The organism is Brenneria izadpanahii (assembly GCF_017569925.1).
Classification (GTDB): Bacteria; Pseudomonadota; Gammaproteobacteria; order Enterobacterales; family Enterobacteriaceae; genus Brenneria; species Brenneria izadpanahii.
Map to the genome: position 1 here is coordinate 3,662,471 of NZ_CP050854.1, position 17,312 is coordinate 3,679,782.

15 protein-coding genes are annotated in these 17,312 nt (G+C 55.8%); 10 read left to right on the plus strand and 5 right to left on the minus strand.

The features are described 5' to 3' along the window. Positions 1-40: 40 nt before the first annotated feature. Positions 41-1,039, minus strand: coding sequence for a 6-phosphogluconolactonase (gene pgl, locus HC231_RS16325; protein WP_208227802.1), 999 nt, complete (start codon positions 1,037-1,039; stop codon positions 41-43). A 129-nt stretch (positions 1,040-1,168) separates the two neighbouring features. Here pgl and HC231_RS16330 point away from each other — a divergent pair, with 129 nt between their 5' ends. Continuing rightward, positions 1,169-1,990: a pyridoxal phosphatase gene (locus HC231_RS16330; protein ID WP_208227803.1), complete on the plus strand. Its 822-nt coding sequence runs from the start codon at positions 1,169-1,171 to the stop codon at positions 1,988-1,990. A 223-nt stretch (positions 1,991-2,213) separates the two neighbouring features. On the opposite strand, the gene modC is transcribed toward HC231_RS16330, so the two are convergent. From modC to HC231_RS16350, 4 genes are all read right to left on the minus strand, one after another. Beyond that, positions 2,214-3,272, minus strand: a complete 1,059-nt coding sequence (gene modC, locus HC231_RS16335; RefSeq protein ID WP_208227804.1) for a molybdenum ABC transporter ATP-binding protein ModC — start codon at positions 3,270-3,272, stop codon at positions 2,214-2,216. Then, positions 3,253-3,960 carry a molybdate ABC transporter permease subunit gene (gene modB, locus HC231_RS16340; RefSeq protein WP_208227806.1) on the minus strand — a complete coding sequence of 236 codons (708 nt, stop codon included), beginning with the start codon at positions 3,958-3,960 and terminating at the stop codon, positions 3,253-3,255. Before modB ends, modC begins: the two co-directional genes overlap by 20 nt. Beyond that, on the minus strand, positions 3,960-4,733 hold the full coding sequence (gene modA, locus HC231_RS16345) for a molybdate ABC transporter substrate-binding protein (RefSeq protein ID WP_208227807.1): 774 nt from the start codon (positions 4,731-4,733) through the stop codon (positions 3,960-3,962). The genes modB and modA overlap by 1 nt, the downstream gene beginning before the upstream one ends. Positions 4,734-4,881: 148 nt before the next feature. Then, positions 4,882-5,028 (minus strand): AcrZ family multidrug efflux pump-associated protein, encoded by a 147-nt coding sequence (locus HC231_RS16350; protein ID WP_208227808.1) that lies wholly within the window; start codon positions 5,026-5,028, stop codon positions 4,882-4,884. A gap of 305 nt (positions 5,029-5,333) precedes the next feature. Between HC231_RS16350 and modE the strand changes: the two genes are divergently transcribed. The 9 genes from modE to HC231_RS16395 all read left to right on the plus strand — a co-directional run bounded on the left by modE (position 5,334) and on the right by HC231_RS16395 (position 17,233). Then, entirely contained in the window at positions 5,334-6,125 is a 792-nt protein-coding gene (gene modE / locus HC231_RS16355; protein WP_208227809.1) for a molybdenum-dependent transcriptional regulator, read from the plus strand. A gap of 64 nt (positions 6,126-6,189) precedes the next feature. After that, complete coding sequence (modF, locus tag HC231_RS16360) at positions 6,190-7,680, plus strand: molybdate ABC transporter ATP-binding protein ModF (protein WP_208227810.1); 1,491 nt, start codon at positions 6,190-6,192, stop codon at positions 7,678-7,680. A 270-nt stretch (positions 7,681-7,950) separates the two neighbouring features. Continuing rightward, complete coding sequence (galE, locus tag HC231_RS16365) at positions 7,951-8,967, plus strand: UDP-glucose 4-epimerase GalE (RefSeq protein WP_208227811.1); 1,017 nt, start codon at positions 7,951-7,953, stop codon at positions 8,965-8,967. A gap of 242 nt (positions 8,968-9,209) precedes the next feature. Further along, the gene (galM, locus tag HC231_RS16370; RefSeq protein WP_208227812.1) at positions 9,210-10,256 is read left to right on the plus strand and encodes a galactose-1-epimerase; all 1,047 of its coding nucleotides are present in this window, start codon (positions 9,210-9,212) and stop codon (positions 10,254-10,256) included. Between the two features lie 223 nt (positions 10,257-10,479). Beyond that, positions 10,480-10,917 (plus strand): hypothetical protein, encoded by a 438-nt coding sequence (locus tag HC231_RS16375; RefSeq protein ID WP_208227813.1) that lies wholly within the window; start codon positions 10,480-10,482, stop codon positions 10,915-10,917. Positions 10,918-10,991: 74 nt separating this feature from the next. Continuing rightward, positions 10,992-11,327 carry a copper-binding protein gene (locus HC231_RS16380; protein WP_208227814.1) on the plus strand — a complete coding sequence of 112 codons (336 nt, stop codon included), beginning with the start codon at positions 10,992-10,994 and terminating at the stop codon, positions 11,325-11,327. A 13-nt stretch (positions 11,328-11,340) separates the two neighbouring features. Beyond that, on the plus strand, positions 11,341-12,600 hold the full coding sequence (locus HC231_RS16385) for a TolC family protein (protein WP_208227815.1): 1,260 nt from the start codon (positions 11,341-11,343) through the stop codon (positions 12,598-12,600). Next, complete coding sequence (locus HC231_RS16390; protein WP_208227816.1) at positions 12,597-14,099, plus strand: efflux RND transporter periplasmic adaptor subunit; 1,503 nt, start codon at positions 12,597-12,599, stop codon at positions 14,097-14,099. The genes HC231_RS16385 and HC231_RS16390 overlap by 4 nt, the downstream gene beginning before the upstream one ends. Further along, positions 14,096-17,233 carry an efflux RND transporter permease subunit gene (locus HC231_RS16395; protein ID WP_208227818.1) on the plus strand — a complete coding sequence of 1,046 codons (3,138 nt, stop codon included), beginning with the start codon at positions 14,096-14,098 and terminating at the stop codon, positions 17,231-17,233. The genes HC231_RS16390 and HC231_RS16395 overlap by 4 nt, the downstream gene beginning before the upstream one ends. Positions 17,234-17,312 lie beyond the last annotated feature (79 nt).

Below are 17,312 nucleotides of genomic sequence, written 5' to 3' on the forward strand. Positions count from 1 at the left end.
AGCAATGGCGAAACGGTATTCGCCGCTACTGAGTTGGCGCTTAATCCAGCGCCAGAATACTGACCCACATTGCGCCCTTCCCTACCGGGTAACGCGCCAGCGGCTGCAATGCGCCGTCGGAACCATTAATCCGATACACCTCAATATGGTTTGATTTCTGCCCGGCGGAAATCAGAAACTCGCCGTTATGGTCAATATTGAAGCCGCGAGGCTGCGTCTCCGTCGGCTGATGCCCGCGTAATGTTAGCGTGCTGCCATCGTCGGATACCTGGAAAATGCTCAGCAGGCTGGCGGTACGGTCGCTGATATAAAGGAAACGGCCGTCCGGCGTAATGTGGATATCCGCCGCCCAGCGCGTATCGCTAAATCCGGCGGGCATCGCATCCAGCGTCTGAACACGCTGCAACTTACCATCCGGCGCATTAAGCTGATAGACATCCACCGAGCTGTCCAGCTCGTTCACGCAATAGGCAAAATGCTGGTTGGGGTGGAATGCCATGTGACGCGGCCCCGCGCCGGCAGCGGTAGTCAGCGCTGACTGGCGATGTTCGCTCAATTTTCCCGCTGAGCTCAAATCGTACAGGCGAATACGATCTTCTTTCAGACAGGGAGCCCAGACCACGGTATTGTCGGGATTAATATTGGTGGAGTGGCACCCTTCCAAACCATCCAACTGCTGGATCGGTTCGCCCACAATGCCGTCCTCGCCGATCGGGCTCACGCTGACGCAGGCTCCGCTGTAGGAAGCGCTCAACAGGAAACGGCCCTGATGATCGGTAGACAGATGCGTTGGGCTGCCGGGCAAGGAAGCGGAACCCGCCGCCGTCAATAACCCTTTATCATCAATACGGTAACTGATAGCGCTAAAGGCAGGACGAACGCCGACATACAGATGGCGTTTGTCAGGCGCGATCACCATGGGCTGTACCTGACCGGGCACATCGACGACCTGCAATAATGTCAATTTGCCCTGCTCGTCCAATTGCCATACATGAATCTGCTGACTTTCCGGACCGGCGACATAAACCACTTGCTGCATCGTACTCTCCTTAATTCACGCGAATTTTACTTCTCTGGCGCACCATCATCCCCGTATTTTGCGCCGTATCAAATACGGTGTAACATCATCGTTGATCATCTTATTCTACCGCCACTTTGCGAGACTACTATGGCCTATCGTGTAATTGCGCTCGATCTCGACGGAACACTCCTGAATCAACAGAAAAAAATTTTGCCGGAATCACTTGCCGCATTAGCGCTGGCCCGCCAGCAAGGCATAAAAGTCATTATCGTTACCGGCCGTCATCACTCGGCAATCCTCCCTTTTTATCAGGCGTTGCAGCTTGATACTCCCGCCATTTGCTGTAACGGAACGTATCTCTATGATTATCAGTCAGGTCAGGCGTCTCATGCCAATCCAATGACGGCCGGCCAGGCGAAAAGCGTGCTGGAACTTCTGCAACGATTTGATATCCATGGGCTGATGTATGCCGATGACGCCATGTATTACCAGTATCCGACCGGACACGTTACCCGCGCTCAAGCCTGGGCATCATCACTGCCGGAATCGCAACGGCCATCGTTCGAGCAAGTCGAGAGTTTGGCATCGCAGGCGGAATCCTCGTTTTCCATCTGGAAATTCGCCACTCATCACGAAAATGTTCCGACCTTGAATGATTTTGCCGGCATCGTAGAACAAGAACTCGGTTTAGCCTGCGAATGGTCATGGCAGGATCAGGTTGATATCGCGCAGACTGGCAACAGTAAAGGCAATCTGCTGCGGCGGTGGGTTGAAGAGCAAGGTCTCGCCATGAAAGAGGTTATCGCCTTTGGCGACAACTTTAACGATCTCAGTATGCTGGCAAGCGCCGGGCTGGGCGTGGCGATGGGCAACAGCGCTGATGAAGTCAAAGCCCATGCCGATCTGGTTATCGGCCATAATGAAGAACCGACGATAGCGGAAACGATCCGCACCAGAGTGCTGGGGTAACTCAGCGGGGCTGACGCTAGCGTCAAGCCACGGCCGCCGCTCCCTCTGCCATCGCCGTCCCGCGGCGGCAGGCGGGAACCGGCTTTCGCTGGCAGCCCGGAGTACAAGGCGTTAAGACTAAGGATATTCCCGCAACGGCAGTCATGTTCGATAACGCGGGCTTTACTACGGATTCCCGGCACAGCGTCGGCGCAAGCGCTCTATTCCCGCCGTCTTTACTTCGTCAGGCGGTGATCGACACGCTTTTTATCTGCGCATAGAGCTGCATATTCGGGCTTAACGCCAGTTCATCGCGGGCCCACGGCGTGATCCTCGCCCATAGGGTTTGATCGGCGACGGAGAGCTTAACTTCTATTTGATCCTCAACGTCAATGCACTCGATCACTCTGGCGGGGAGAATATTGCGAATACTGCTTACCTTCGGCGGCTGTAATACCAGCGATACGTCGGCGGCTTTGATACGAATACGCAACGGCGTATTAATCGGGGCGTCAACCCTGCCCACCCATAGATAGCGATCGCCTAACGACAGCGCCGTCATGGCGTAGCGATCGTGCTGCTCAAGAACGCGCACGTTCAATATGCTGCTCTGCTCTTCCCGCGGCAACCAGGGGCGTAACGCACTGCTGGCCCAAACTTCCTCCAGTACCCCCTGCGCTTTTACCTTACCCTGATCCAATACCAGTATCCGATCCGCCAGACGAATGATTTCCTCCATACTGTGACTAACATACAGAATGGGAATATTCACCTCTTTCGCCAACCGTTCCAGATAAGGCATCAACTCCCGTTTTCGCGGTAGATCGAGCGAGGCCAACGGTTCATCCATCAGCAACAGGTCGGGCGCGGTCAATAATGCGCGACCAATCGCCACTCGCTGTTTTTCGCCGCCCGATAACGTCAGCGGATAGCGGCCCAGTAAATGTCCGATACCCAACAGGCGGACAATATCGTCAAATTGTTTCCCCATTGAGGCGGCCATTCCATAACGTAAATTGCCGCGTACGCGATAATGGGGAAACAGGCGGGCATCCTGAAAAACATAACCAATGCGGCGTTTTTCCGGCGGCAGGAAAATATGTTTCCGGGTATCCACCAACACGCGCTCGTTAAGCACGATACGGCCTGACTTCGGCCGGGTTAGCCCGACAACCGCATTGATTAGTGACGTTTTCCCCGCGCCGGAAACGCCAAAAATAGCGGTAATGCCGCTGGCGGGTAAATCTTCTTTAACGCTGAGATGCAGATCGCCCAGCTGTTGGTCAAAATCGAGTTGCAGCATTATCCCCCAACCGCTTGCGGCTCCAGCGCGTCAGCCACTCTGAAAGCAACAGCGACACCAGAGAGAGCGCGATTGCGATAACGCATAGCCTTGCGGCATCCGCTTCCGCGCCGGGTGTCTCAATCAGCGTGTACATCGCCAGAGGGATGGTCCTGGTCTCGCCAGGAATATTGGAAACAAAGGTGATGGTCGCGCCAAACTCACCCAAAGAACGGGCGAAGGCCAATACCGTGCCAACGACAATTCCGGGAAAGGAAAGCGGTAAGGTGATGGTGAAAAAAACGCGCCAGGGAGAGGCGCCCAGCGTTCGGGCCGCCTGCTCAAGACGTTTGTCTACGGCCTCCAGCGACAGACGAATCGCTCTGACCATCAGGGGAAAAGCGACGATCGCCGACGCCAGCGCCGCGCCGCGCCAGCTGAAACTAAAGCTGAAGCCGAACCAGTCATACAGCCAGGAGCCAATAAAGCCGCGCCGCCCCATGGCGATCAATAATAAATAACCGATTACCACCGGCGGCAACACCAGCGGTAAATGGATAATGCTATCAAGCAGTGATTTGCCGGGGAAACGAAAGCGCACCAGAATCCACGCCATCAAAATTCCCAATGGCAGGCTACAGACAACCGCCGCAACGGAAACCTTGAGGCTGAGCTCAACCGCCTGCCATTCGTAGTCACTTAACATCATTAGCGAGGCGCGAACCCATAGCGTTTAAAGACTTCGGCGGCTTCCGGCGTTTTCAGGTAGTCATAGAACCCCTTCACCGTCGCGTTATTATGATCTTTCACGATCGCCATCGGATACTCCACCGGCTTATGGCTGCTGGTTGGGAATACGCCGACAACCTTAACCTTGTCGCTGGCGACTGCGTCAGAGCCATACACGATACCCAGCGGCGCTTCTTCACGTTCAACCAGCGCCATAGCCGCACGCACATTATTCGCGCGCGCCATCAGCGGCGAGAGTTCATCCCAGGCTTTCAGGTTTTGCAACGCCTCTTTGGCATAAATGCCGGCCGGAACATGATCCGGATCGCCAACGGCCAGGCGCCCGCCGTTCAACAAACTTTTCCAGTCGGTTTTATCGTCGATGGCCACATCGTTAAACGAACTGGTTTTCGGCGCGATCACCACCAGTTCATTACCTAACAGCGTATAGCGGGTAGCGGTGTCCATCAGGTCTTTATCCTGGGCGTAGTCCATCCATTGCTGATCGGCGGAGATAAACATGTCCGCAGGCGCGCCCTGCTCGATCTGACGCGCCAGCGTCGACGATGAAGCAAAAGAGGAAACAACCTCGACATTTTTTTCTTTTTGATACTGCGTGGCGATTTCTTGTAATGCGTTAGTGAGCGATGCGGCTGCGAATACCGTGATTTTCCCTTCCGCCGCCATTGCGGGTAGCGCCACACTTACGCTGAGCGCCAGCGCGGCGAACCATTTGACCCATTGCTTTTTCATTCCCGTCTCCCAATAACCGTCGTTGTGTCATGGGTAATATAGCGAAAATCAAAGCGGTATCATACGGTTTTCGGAAACCTGAATCAGTATTTGTGAAAAGGGTCCGGCGGGAAGCCGGACGCCAAAACAGGGGGGTTGATAAAACGAATCAATGCTGTTTTTTAGCTTCGGAATGGCCGATTTTGGAAAGAACGTTAAACACTTCGCCCAAGCCATAAATGGCGCCCAGAATAATGGCCATCATTACCGGCACCATAGCTACTGCAAACAGCAGGCTTGTTACTAACTCCAACATGCTTACCTCACTTATCGCAACGCTTGCCGTCACGCTGGTCGCTCACCCGGTGAATCACTTCGCCGTAAGCTATCATAGTCATCATAATGAGCCAACAGTGTATCTCAATAAGAGAAAATAATGCGTCCATTCGTGCGATTTGCCCCTGATGAAAAAAATGACGACAATACATGGCCCGCCGGCACAGCCGGTTATCAGGGGAATGCGGGATGAGTTCCCCCGCCCTGAGGTAAATCCGGGTATCTCGTTCTGGCGGCAATGGGTTTATCATCAATTATAAAACTACACGTTGGCGGAACCTGACCATGCAAGCTGAAATCCTTCTTACCCTCAAACTGCAACAGCGTTTATTTGCCGATCCGCGGCGCATCGAATTACTAAAACAAATCCGCCATACCGGTTCAATCAGCCAGGGGGCCAAGCTGGCCGGCATCAGTTATAAAAGCGCATGGGACGCCATCAACGAAATGAATCAGTTAGCCGAGCAGACCTTGGTTGAACGGATGACCGGGGGCAAAGGCGGCGGCGGCGCTCAGGTTACGCATTATGGCGAGCGGCTGATTCAACTCTACGATCTGCTCGCGCAAATTCAGCAGAAAGCCTTTGATGTATTGCAGGAAGATAATTTACCGCTGGATAGCCTGTTGGCGGCCATCGCGCGTTTTTCGCTGCAAACCAGCGCCAGAAACCAGTTTTTCGGCACCGTGCTCGCACGCAGCGATCAACAGGTGCAACAACATCTGGATATTTTACTCGCCGATGGTAAAACCTCGCTTAGCGCGTTGATTACCCAACAAAGCGCCGAGCGTCTGCAACTCAAGCCAGGCAAAGAAGTATTAGTGCTGGTTAAGGCTCCCTGGGTGAATTTATGCGTGGGAACGCCCCCGGAAGCAGAAGCGGATAACGTTCTGCACGGAAACATAAAAAGTATTCAGTCCGGCGATGAAAACAGCGAAGTGCTGGTCACGCTGGTTAGCGGCGAAACGCTTTGCGCGACGGTTCCGAGCCATATCGTTTCACAACAACAGTTCGAACCCGGTCGGCAAGTCTGCGCCTATTTCAATGCCGACAAAGTCATTATTGCAACGCTGTGCTGAATATGTCCCCGGTCTGATAAACCGCTATATCCGAATTTTACACCCGTCGTAGGAAGGTAGAAAAATGTCGTTGTTGAAAATATCGCAAGGGTTATTCCGCTTGAGTGACGCCCGCATGCTGCGTCTGGATGCGCTAACGATCGAACAGCATCAATGCTGGGCGTTTGTCGGCGCAAACGGCAGCGGGAAATCGGCGCTGGCCCGGGCGCTATCCGACGAGTTGCCGTTGCTGAGCGGTGAACGCCAAAGCGATTTTCAACGCGTGGTCCGGCTGTCATTTGAACAGTTGCAACAGCTGGTTTCCGAAGAGTGGCAGCGAAACAATACCGATATGCTGAGCGCCAACGAAGACGATACCGGGCGCACAACCGCAGAAGTGATTCAGGATACGATAACAGATCGGGAGCGCTGCCGGCGGCTCGCCCAGCAGTTTGGCATCGAGCATCTGCTGGATCGCCGCTTTAAATACCTTTCCACCGGCGAAACTCGCAAGACCATGCTATGTCAGGCGCTGATGCCGCAACCCGACCTGCTGATTCTGGACGAGCCTTTTGACGGGCTGGACGTCGACTCACGCCGGCAGCTTGCCGCGCATTTGCCTGAACTGGCCAATCAGGGATATACCCTGGTGCTGATTCTGAATCGCTTTGACGATATCCCTGATTTTATCAATCAGGTGGGTATTCTGGCCGACTGTACGTTAACCCGTACGGGAGAACGTAAAGACATTCTTTCTGAAGCGCTGATCGCCCAGTTGGCCTACAGTGAAAAGCTGTCCGGCAGCGTTCTTCCCGAACCGGAAGATCCCCAACGCCATGCGAAACTTCCCCCCGACGAACCCCGCATCACGCTGCGTAACGGCGTCGTACAGTATAACGATCGCCCGATACTGCATGGATTAACGTGGCAAGTGCTGCCCGGACAGCACTGGCAGATTGTCGGCCCGAACGGCGCGGGGAAATCCACGCTGCTTAGCCTGATTACCGGCGATCATCCGCAGGGCTACAGTAACGATCTCACCCTGTTTGGCCGCCGGCGCGGCAGCGGAGAAACCATCTGGGATATCAAGCGGCATATCGGTTACGTCAGCAGCAGTCTTCATCTTGATTACCGCGTCAGCGTCAGCGTGCGCAACGTTATCCTTTCCGGCTTTTTTGATTCTATCGGAATTTATCAGGCGGTTTCCGACCGCCAGCGCCTGTTAACCGAACAGTGGCTGACCCTGCTGGGCCTTAACGGCGCGATTGCGGATACCCCGTTTCAGTCTTTGTCCTGGGGACAACAGCGGCTAGCGCTGATTGCCAGAGCACTGGTTAAACACCCGGCTTTGCTGATCCTCGATGAACCTTTACAAGGACTGGATCCGCTGAACCGGCAGCTAGTCCGCCGCTGGCTGGATATCCTGATGAGCGAAGGCGATACGCAACTGCTGTTTGTGTCCCATCACGCGGAGGATGCGCCGCAGTGCATTACCCACCGTCTGACGTTTGTCGCCAAAGACGATATCTATGACTATCAAACCGAAGAAATTATTCCGACGCATCCTATGCCATGAAAAAACGATTTATCAGGATTCCGATTGTTTTTCCCACGCCGAAACAGAATTCTTATACATGGGGTACATGAGGAAAGCATGTGAGTGATAACGCTACCACTCCATCGAATTTCAAAGCAGAAACGGCGTTTATTAAAACGATTATATGACTTGCATACATGCTTTCCACTTAAAAACATTATCAATAACAGGCGCGGTTTCCCGCTGAAGATCACCTTTTTCAGCATCCGGCCGTGTTATTTTTTCTAAAACTTTAAACAGAGGTTATTTATGAACGTTCTCGTTACGGGTGGTAGCGGTTACATAGGGAGCCATACCTGCGTGCAGCTGCTGGCCGCCGGGCATCATCCCATCATCCTCGACAATTTGTGCAACAGCAAAGCCAGCGTAGTTAAAACCATCACGCAGCTGACGGGAAAAGCGCCTGATTTCTATCAAGGCGACGTACGCGACAGCACATTGCTGAATGACATTTTTTCCCGCCACGCTATTGATTCAGTGATCCACTTCGCGGGCCTGAAAGCGGTAGGCGAGTCCGTTCAGAAACCGATTAGCTATTATGAAAACAATGTCTACGGCACGCTGGTTCTGGTTGAGGCCATGAAAAAGGCCGGGGTGAAAAACCTGATTTTCAGCTCTTCCGCCACCGTTTACGGCGATCAACCCCGCATTCCCTATCAGGAAAGTTTCCCGACCGGTCATCCTGCCAGCCCTTATGGCCGCAGCAAGCTGATGGTCGAACAAATTTTGCAGGATCTGCAACACGCCGAACCTGACTGGAGCATCACGCTGCTACGTTATTTCAACCCGGTAGGCGCGCATCCGTCAGGCGAAATGGGCGAAGATCCGCAGGGTATTCCCAATAACCTGATGCCTTATATTGCTCAGGTTGCCGTCGGCCGCCGCGAATCACTGGCGGTTTTCGGTAATGACTATCCGACGGAAGACGGCACCGGCGTACGTGATTACATCCATGTCGTCGATCTGGCCGACGGCCACGTCGCCGCCATGAATACGCTGCAAAACCGCGCCGGCGTTCATATTTATAATCTGGGCGCTGGCGTTGGCTATAGCGTTTTACAGGTCGTCGAGGCGTTCAGTCAGGCATGCGGCAAACCCGTAGCCTATCACTTCGCCCCGCGCCGCCAGGGCGATCTGGCCGCCTACTGGGCCGATGCGGAAAAAGCCGCCAGCGATCTGAACTGGCGGGTAAAACGTTCGCTGACAGAAATGGCGCAGGATACCTGGCGCTGGCAGTCCACCCATCCGAATGGTTATCCGGACTAAAACCCCACACCCCTTGCCGGCGTTAAAAACCGTTAACGGCCAAGGGGCCAGGTTGATTGAAACGGCGGCCGGCCACGGAATAACCGTGACCGGCCGCCGGGGCGTTTGTAATTTGTAACATGAAAAGCCGACCCGGCCTGCGGCAGCGTGGCGTCGATCTCAGAAAATGGTAACGCCGCCATGCAGAATGCCAATTTAGCGACTGCGAGCCATACTGGCGATGGCATCCACAGGAGTAAATCATGTTGAATGAAAAAACTGCCGCGCTGGCGCCGGACGGTCAGCCATTTCAATTAACCAGGTTACAGAATCTGGCGGGCATGCGCGTTTGCCTAATGGACTGGGGCGCGACCTGGCTTTCCTGTCAGCTTCCCATACCGGATAGCGGCGTTCGGGAAGTCCTGTTGGGATGCGCATCACCCGAACAATATCCGCTGCAGCAGGCTTATCTAGGCGCATCAATCGGCCGTTATGCCAACCGTATCGCCAATGCCGAGATCCGTCGCGGAGACGAGGTATTCCAACTGATAGCCAATCAGGGGGAACACCAATTGCATGGCGGGCCGCAAGGCTTTCACACCCGGCGCTGGCGTATTCTCAGCCAGGATGCGTCGCAGGTCGTTTACCAGTTGAATTCGCCGGACGGCGATCAGGGATTTCCGGGGCAGCTTAACGTACAGGCGCGCTATCGCCTGACGGAACATAACGCGTTGGAGATCGAATATCAGGCGGTCACGGAAAAACACTGCCCGGTATGCTTAACCAATCACGCCTATTTTAATCTTGATGGCGGCCAGACCGATGTACGCCGACATCAGTTGCAACTCTTCGCCGATTATTATCTGCCGGTAAATAGCGCAGGTATTCCCGGCGATAACCTCGCCTCGGTAAAAGATAGCGGGATGGATTTCCGTCAACCGAAGACATTGGCAAAAGACTTTCTGCGCGACCGGGACCAGATTACCGTCGGCGGTTACGATCATGCTTATCTGCTGCATCGAACCTGTGGTTCCAGCGAGAGTCCGGCGGCTAACCTATGGTCATCCGACGGGCGCGTATTGATGAGCGTATTTACCAGCGCCCCGGCCTTACAGCTCTACAGCGGCAATTTCCTGGCCGGCACGCCGTCACGGGAAGGCGGCGGCTATGAAAATTACGCCGGCATCGCGCTGGAAAGCGAATTTCTGCCGGACAGCCCCAATCATCCCGACTGGCCGCAGCCGGACTGCTGGTTAAAACCGGGAAAGGTTTACCGCTCGGACACGACGTACCAGTTTTTTTCCCAGTAACCGACGATCTGGCCGCCGTAGTTATCGCGGCGCGTCTTCTCGGCATGCCTGCGGCGACTTGTCCCGACATCCCCGCGGCATCAGGCGGGGATCCGTTTCCGCCGGCGGCCCGGCGTTGCAGAAAATCCCCCCGCGCCGCCAATTTACAAATCTCTGCAAATCCCCGCTTGCCCACTTCTGTTTCAGACTATTACACTGCCATTGCATTCAGTAAGGATTCGTTATGTCAGCATCCGGTTTATCGCCATCATTGATTCATCATCTGCGCAACAAAGGCAGGTGGGGATGGTTATTGGCGTTATGCTGGCTGTTTCTGAATGCCCAACTGGCCCTTGCTGGCCATCAATGCGATCTGGCCATCAGCACGGTTTCCCCTACCGTGCAGCATCAGGCTCACCTGCAACAAACAGCGTCTCATCCATCGCATCATGCGATGCCGGCGCACTCGGCTGCTCAGCAAACGCCGCTGTGTGAAAAACACTGTGTGCCGGACACCGTCAAACAAGACAACGCTTCGCTGACGTTACTGGCGATCCCGGTCAGCAATGAACTGGCTCTGGCCGCTCAACCGCGTGAAGCGAACTGCGCCAGTAACGCCTGGTTCTCCCCGCCCGTTGCCGGCCCGCCGGCTGAAATACGTTTTTGCCGCTTCATAGAATAGCTCAACAACGAATAACCCGTCTGCGCCTTCTGGCGTAACCGTATGTTATTTATTGTTTTTATGGAGCTATTATTATGCGTACCACCTACGTTGCGTTTATCGCCGGTCTTTTCCTGTCTTCCCCGCTATGGGCCAACGACCATCAACATCACATGATGGCGTCGCCCGATACGTCCGCGCAAAAAATATATCAAGCCAACGGCATCGTTAAACAATGGGATAGCGACAGCGTCACGATTTCCCACGCGCCGATTGCCGACTTGCAGTGGCCGGCCATGACCATGGCGTTCAGGCTGCCTGATTCCTCCGGCGAATTTAAGCCGTTACCGGCGAATACCCCCGTTGCTTTCAGTTTTATGCAAAGCGACAGCGGCTATACCTTGACCAGTATTACGCCACGGCAAAAATAACCGAGGATCAAAAATGAGCATGTCCAAGCACCACTCACTAAGAGCGTGGCTGGCGATGTTGCTGTGGCTGCCTGCCGTATCCTTTGCGGCAGATCTGGATCTTGAGCAGGCTTTACAGGCGGCGGAACGCTATTCCGCCGATCTGTCGGCCAATAGGCATCAGATTAGCGCGCTGCAAAACATGGCCGATTCCGCCACGCAACTTCCGGATCCGCAGCTCAGGTTCGGCGTAGAAAACCTGCCGTTAGGGGGAAACAACGGCAGCAGGCTGACGCGTGAAGGGATGACGATGCAGCGTATCGGCGTCATGCAAACCTATGTCAGCAGTACCAAGCGCGAGAATAAGGCCCGATCGTTGCGCGCGGAAGCCGACAGCCTGCGCAGCAACAGCGAAGCCATCCGCGCCCGCCTGCAGCGGGAAACCGCGCAGGCCTGGCTGGAACTGGCGCTGTCGCAGCAATCGCTGAAAGAAGTTCGGTCGCTGGCTAACGAAAGCCGGCGGCAGATTCCGCTGCAAAAAGCCGGCGTTGCCGCAGGCGGCGAAGCCAGCGGCGTGCTGGATGCCCGCCTGACGCTGGCGGCAATGCAGGACAAACTGGCCGATGCCGAACGGGACGTTCAAATAGCGCGGGCAAGGATGGTTCAGCTTACCGGGATAGCGGATATCAACGTCCGCGGCGCGCTCCCCCGCTTCGAACGTTTACCCGCTCCGCCGGATGAACTGAGCAAAACGATCCGCCTGCACCCGGAAATGCAGCTGGCGCAGCGCGAATCCGAACTGGCCCAGGCTCGCGCCGCGCAATCCGCGGTGGCGGCCATCCCCGATGTGGGCGTCGAGCTTTACTATGCCAAGCGGGGAGACGACTACGACGATATGGCCGGCGTAATGGTGACGGTCGATCTGCCGTTGTTCAAATCCCGGCGGCAGGATAAAGACTACGCCGCCGATGTGGCGCGCACTCAGGAAGCCCGCGACCGCGCGCTGCTGACCGGCAGGGAGCATCAGGCGCTGCTCGATACGCTGATAGCGCAGTATCAGGCGGCCCAGTCACGCTGGCTGCGTCAAAAGAATGAGGTGCTGCCTCTTCAGCAGCAGCGCATCAAACTGATGCAGACCCAGTACCAGTCCGGCAGCAGCGATCTCGCTTCGGTTCTAGAAGCCCGCCTTTCGCTGCTTGAAAGCCAGATTGACGTACAGACCACCGCCCGGGAGATGGCCCAGCTTTGGGCCACCATCCGCTATCTGACGCCGCAGGGAAACCCATTACAATGAATAAACCACTTACTATCAGCCTGCTGACCCTGGCGATCGCCAGCGCTATCGGCGTCGGTTATTTCTGGGGCAGTCAGCAACATCAAACGGCCGCGCCAGACGCCCAGCCCCAGAGCGAACGCCCGGTTCTGTATTGGTACGATCCGATGGTGCCGGATAAGCGCTTTGATAAACCGGGTAAATCGCCGTTTATGGATATGCAGCTTATTCCCCGCTATGCCGATGAAGCGCAAGACGACGGCGGCGTCACCATCAGCGCCCGCCAGCAGCAAAACCTGGGGGTTCGCACCGCACCGGCGGAAATACGAACCACCAACACGCAAACGCCCGGCTATGGCGCCGTGGCGCTCAATGAGCGTGGGCTGCATACGATAGTGGCCCCCAGCGGCGGCATTGTCGAACAGCTTAATGTGAGTGCGCCGCAACAGCAGGTTAAGAAGGGAGAAACGCTGGCGACATTGTGGAACCCCGCCTGGACGGCGGCGCAACAGGAATATCTGGCGGTACGACAGCTGGGGGATAGCTCGCTGACGCAGGCCGCGCGCCAAAAGCTCTCTCTGCTGTTCATGCCGGAAACCGTCATCCGCCAGGTGGAGCGCAGCGGGAAACCACAATCGCGCATGACCATCACCGCGCCGGAAGCCGGCTACGTGAATAAGCTGGAAGTGCGGGCGGGAATGCAGTTAACCCCAGCGCAACCGCTATTCGAACTGGCAAACCTGGATCCCGTCTGGGTAGAGGTGGACTTCCCGGAAGTACAGGCGGCGCAACTGACCGTTGGCGGTGAAGCGATCGCCAGCAGCAACGCCTGGCCGGGAACAACCTTCCGCGGAACCATTAGCGAACTGTTGCCGCTACTGGACAGCGCGACGCGGACATTAAAAGCGCGCGTGGTGCTGGCGAACCCTCAGAAGCAGCTAAAACCCGGCATGTACCTGTCGGTGCAGGTTAGCGGCCAAACACCGCAGCCGCGCCTGATGATCCCGCAACAGGCATTATTGATTAGCGGTGCTCAAAACCGGGTGCTGCTAAGCGAAGGCGATGGTCACTTCGTCCCCCGCAAAGTCACCGTTGGGATCGTCCAGGACGGCTGGGCTGAAATCACCGACGGCCTCCGCGAAGGCGACGCCGTGGTCACGTCCGGCCAATTCCTCATTGATTCCGAAGCCAGTCTGCGCAGTTCTTTCTCTCAGTTTAGTGACGAAAAACAGGAGATGTCATCCCAGGGAAATAGCGGGCAAACCGAAGGTAAACAAACGGGTTATCAAACCCAGGGGGTAATCAAAGCCATCAATGGCAACCAGCTTACCATCGAGCATGATGCGGTGCCGGCGCTTAACTGGTCGCCGATGACCATGGACTTCACCCTGCCGCAAGACAGCCTGCCGCAGGGCATCGGTATCGGCAGCAAGATCGGCTTTCGTTTCACCATGGATGATAGCGGCATTCATATTCAGGAAATCTCGCCGGTCGATGCCGGACATGGAGGCCGCCAATGATTGCTTACGTTATCCGCTGGTCGTTGAAAAACCGGCTGTTGGTGCTATTGGCGGCGTTACTGATGGCGGCCTGGGGGATCATATCGCTACAGAAAGCGCCGCTGGACGCTTTACCCGATCTGTCAGACGTGCAGGTGATTATCCGCGTCAGCTATCCGGGCAAAGCCCCGCAGGTAGTGGAAAACCAGGTCACTTACCCGCTGACCACCACCATGCTGTCGGTGCCGGGAGCGAAAACGGTGCGCGGTTTTTCCATGTTCGGCGATGCTTACGTCTATATTCTGTTCGAGGACGGCACCGATCCCTACTGGGCCCGCTCCCGCGTGCTGGAATATCTCAGCCAGGTGCAGTCCAGCCTGCCCGCCGACGCCAAAACCTCGCTTGGGCCCGACGCCACCGGCGTGGGATGGATCTATGAATATGCCCTTGTCGATCGCAGCGGCGCGCATAGTCTGGCCGATCTGCGCGGCATACAGGACTGGCTGCTCAAATTCGAACTGAAAACCATTCCCAACGTCGCCGAGATCGCCAGCGTCGGCGGCATGGTGAAGCAGTATCAGGTAGTGGTCGATCCGCAACGGATGCGCGCGCAGAATATTACCCATCAGCAGATCATCAGCGCCATTCAGTCGGCGAATCAGGAAAGCGGCGGCTCGGTGCTGGAATTGGGCGAAGCGGAATATATGGTTCGCACATCCGGCTATCTGAAAAACGCGCAGGATTTCAATCAGGTCGTCATCACCATGCGCAACGGCATCCCGATTTTATTGCAGGATGTCGCCACCCTGCGGGAAGGGCCGGAAATGCGCCGGGGCATCGCCGAACTGAATGGCGAAGGCGAAGTGGCCGGCGGCATTATTGTCTTACGCTATGGCAAAAATGCGCTGGAGACGCTGCATGCGGTTAAAGCCCGGCTTAAAGAGATTGAGAAAAGCCTGCCGGCCGGCGTGGAGATCGTCCCCACTTACGATCGCTCCCAACTGATTGAGCAGGCAATCAAAACGCTGAGCCATAAGTTACTGGAAGAGTTTGCCGTGGTTACCGTCATCTGCGCGCTCTTTCTGTTTCATTTCCGTTCCGCGCTGGTGGCCATCATCAGCCTGCCGCTGGGGATCCTCGGCGCGTTTATCATCATGCGCTATCAAGGCGTAAACGCCAATATCATGTCGCTGGGCGGTATCGCGATTGCGATTGGCGCCATGGTGGATGCGGCTATCGTGATGATAGAAAACATGCATAAGGTGGTTGAACAGTGGCGGCATAATCATCCGGGGAAAAATCCGCAGGACAAGGAGTGGTGGCAACTGGCTGAACGCGCCGCGACCGAAGTCGGTCCGGCGCTGTTTTGCAGCCTGCTGATCATCACGCTGTCGTTCATCCCGGTTTTTTCGCTGGAAGCGCAGGAAGGCCGGATGTTCTCGCCGCTGGCCTTCACCAAAACCTATGCTATGGCGGTTGCCGCCGGATTGGGGATCACATTGGTTCCGGTGCTGATGGGCTATTTTGTACGCGGGAAAATTCCTGACGAACAGGCTAATCCACTGAACCGCTGGTTGATTTCAATATATCACCCAGTGCTACAGAAGGTGCTGAGCCATCCCAAAATAACCTTGCTGATTTCCGCCGCCGTACTGTTGCTCACCCTATTCCCGCTTAGCCGTCTTGGCAGCGAATTCATGCCGCCGCTGGATGAAGGCGACCTGCTCTATATGCCATCGACCCTGCCCGGCATTTCCGCCCGGGAAGCGGCCCGGCTGTTGCAACAGACGGACAGGCTGATCAAAACCGTTCCCGAAGTCGCCTCGGTTTTTGGTAAAGCCGGCAGAGCGGAAACCGCGACCGACCCCGCGCCGTTAACCATGCTGGAAAGCACTATTCGTCTGAAACCGCGCGACCAGTGGCGACCGGGAATGACGATGGACAAACTGATTGCCGAGTTGGATAGCACCGTCAACGTACCGGGGATCGCCAACGTTTGGGTGCCGCCGATCCGTAATCGTCTGGATATGCTGGCCACCGGCATCAAAAGCCCGGTGGGCATCAAGGTGAACGGCAATAATTTACAGGACATCGAGCGCGTAGCCGCGCAAATCGAGCAGGCGGTGAAAAACGTGCCGGGGGTAACATCCGCCCTGGCCGAACGTCTGGCCGGCGGGCGCTATATCGACATTGATATCGACCGCCGGCGGGCGGCCCGCTATGGCGTTTCGGTGGAAGAGTTACAGTCTCTGGTGTCAACGCTGATTGGCGGACAAAATATTGGCGAAACCATTGAGGGCCGCCAGCGTTATCCCATCAACATCCGCTATCCCCGCGAGTTGCGCGACTCGCTGGAAAAGCTGCGCGATTTACCGGTGGTGACCGACAGCGGCGCTCGCGTGACGCTGGCCGAACTGGCCGATATCCGCGTCAGCGAAGGTCCGCCGATGTTGAAAAGTGAAAATGGCCGCCTGTCAGACTGGATTTATGTCGACCTGCGCGGCCGGGATCTGAAATCCGCCGTGGAAGAGATGCAGCAGACCGTTGCCCGGCAGATAACGTTGCCCGAAGGCATTTCGCTCAGTTGGTCCGGTCAATTCGAGTACCTGGAACGCGCGACGGAGAAAATGAAGATCGTCGTGCCCTTTACGCTGCTGATTATTTTCGTGCTGCTATACATCACGTTTAACCGCATCAGAGATGCGCTGCTGATTATGGCAACCCTGCCCTTTGCGTTGATCGGCGGCGTCTGGTTGCTCTATATTCTCGGCTATAATCTCTCCGTTGCCGGGGCGGTGGGGTTCATCGCGCTGGCCGGCGTCTCGGCCGAGTTTGGCGTCATTATGTTGCTCTACCTTAATCATGCGGTGGAAAAACGCAGCGTAACGGGAGAGCCGCTATCACGGCAGCAATTAATGGACGCCATTCATGAAGGAGCCGTACTGCGCGTGCGGCCTAAAATGATGACCGTCGCGACGATTATGGCCGGTTTATTACCGATCATGTGGGGCGGCGGCAGCGGCTCAGAGATTATGCAACGCATCGCCGCTCCGATGATTGGCGGCATGGTCAGCGCCCCGCTGCTTTCCATGCTGGTGATCCCGGCGGTTTATCTGTTATTGCACAAGAATGATTCGAATCGGCTGAAACGATAAAGCAGAGAGTGATTTTGAGCAAAAATAGCGCGGTTAAATGGCGTTGAGGGTCGACTATCGATTGCCGATAACCGTTCTC

Bases quoted from the DNA above. Each gene is read 5' to 3' on its own strand.
- pgl (WP_208227802.1), bottom strand. From the start codon at position 1,039: ATGCAGCAAGTGGTTTATGTCGCCGGTCCGGAAAGTCAGCAGATTCAT.
- modC (WP_208227804.1), bottom strand. From the start codon at position 3,272: ATGCTGCAACTCGATTTTGACCAACAGCTGGGCGATCTGCATCTCAGC.
- modA (WP_208227807.1), bottom strand. From the start codon at position 4,733: ATGAAAAAGCAATGGGTCAAATGGTTCGCCGCGCTGGCGCTCAGCGTA.
- modF (WP_208227810.1), top strand. From the start codon at position 6,190: ATGTCGTTGTTGAAAATATCGCAAGGGTTATTCCGCTTGAGTGACGCC.
- HC231_RS16390 (WP_208227816.1), top strand. From the start codon at position 12,597: ATGAATAAACCACTTACTATCAGCCTGCTGACCCTGGCGATCGCCAGC.
- galE (WP_208227811.1), top strand. From the start codon at position 7,951: ATGAACGTTCTCGTTACGGGTGGTAGCGGTTACATAGGGAGCCATACC.
- modE (WP_208227809.1), top strand. From the start codon at position 5,334: ATGCAAGCTGAAATCCTTCTTACCCTCAAACTGCAACAGCGTTTATTT.
- HC231_RS16330 (WP_208227803.1), top strand. From the start codon at position 1,169: ATGGCCTATCGTGTAATTGCGCTCGATCTCGACGGAACACTCCTGAAT.
- HC231_RS16375 (WP_208227813.1), top strand. From the start codon at position 10,480: ATGTCAGCATCCGGTTTATCGCCATCATTGATTCATCATCTGCGCAAC.
- HC231_RS16385 (WP_208227815.1), top strand. From the start codon at position 11,341: ATGAGCATGTCCAAGCACCACTCACTAAGAGCGTGGCTGGCGATGTTG.
- HC231_RS16395 (WP_208227818.1), top strand. From the start codon at position 14,096: ATGATTGCTTACGTTATCCGCTGGTCGTTGAAAAACCGGCTGTTGGTG.
- modB (WP_208227806.1), bottom strand. From the start codon at position 3,960: ATGATGTTAAGTGACTACGAATGGCAGGCGGTTGAGCTCAGCCTCAAG.
- HC231_RS16380 (WP_208227814.1), top strand. From the start codon at position 10,992: ATGCGTACCACCTACGTTGCGTTTATCGCCGGTCTTTTCCTGTCTTCC.
- galM (WP_208227812.1), top strand. From the start codon at position 9,210: ATGTTGAATGAAAAAACTGCCGCGCTGGCGCCGGACGGTCAGCCATTT.
- HC231_RS16350 (WP_208227808.1), bottom strand. From the start codon at position 5,028: ATGTTGGAGTTAGTAACAAGCCTGCTGTTTGCAGTAGCTATGGTGCCG.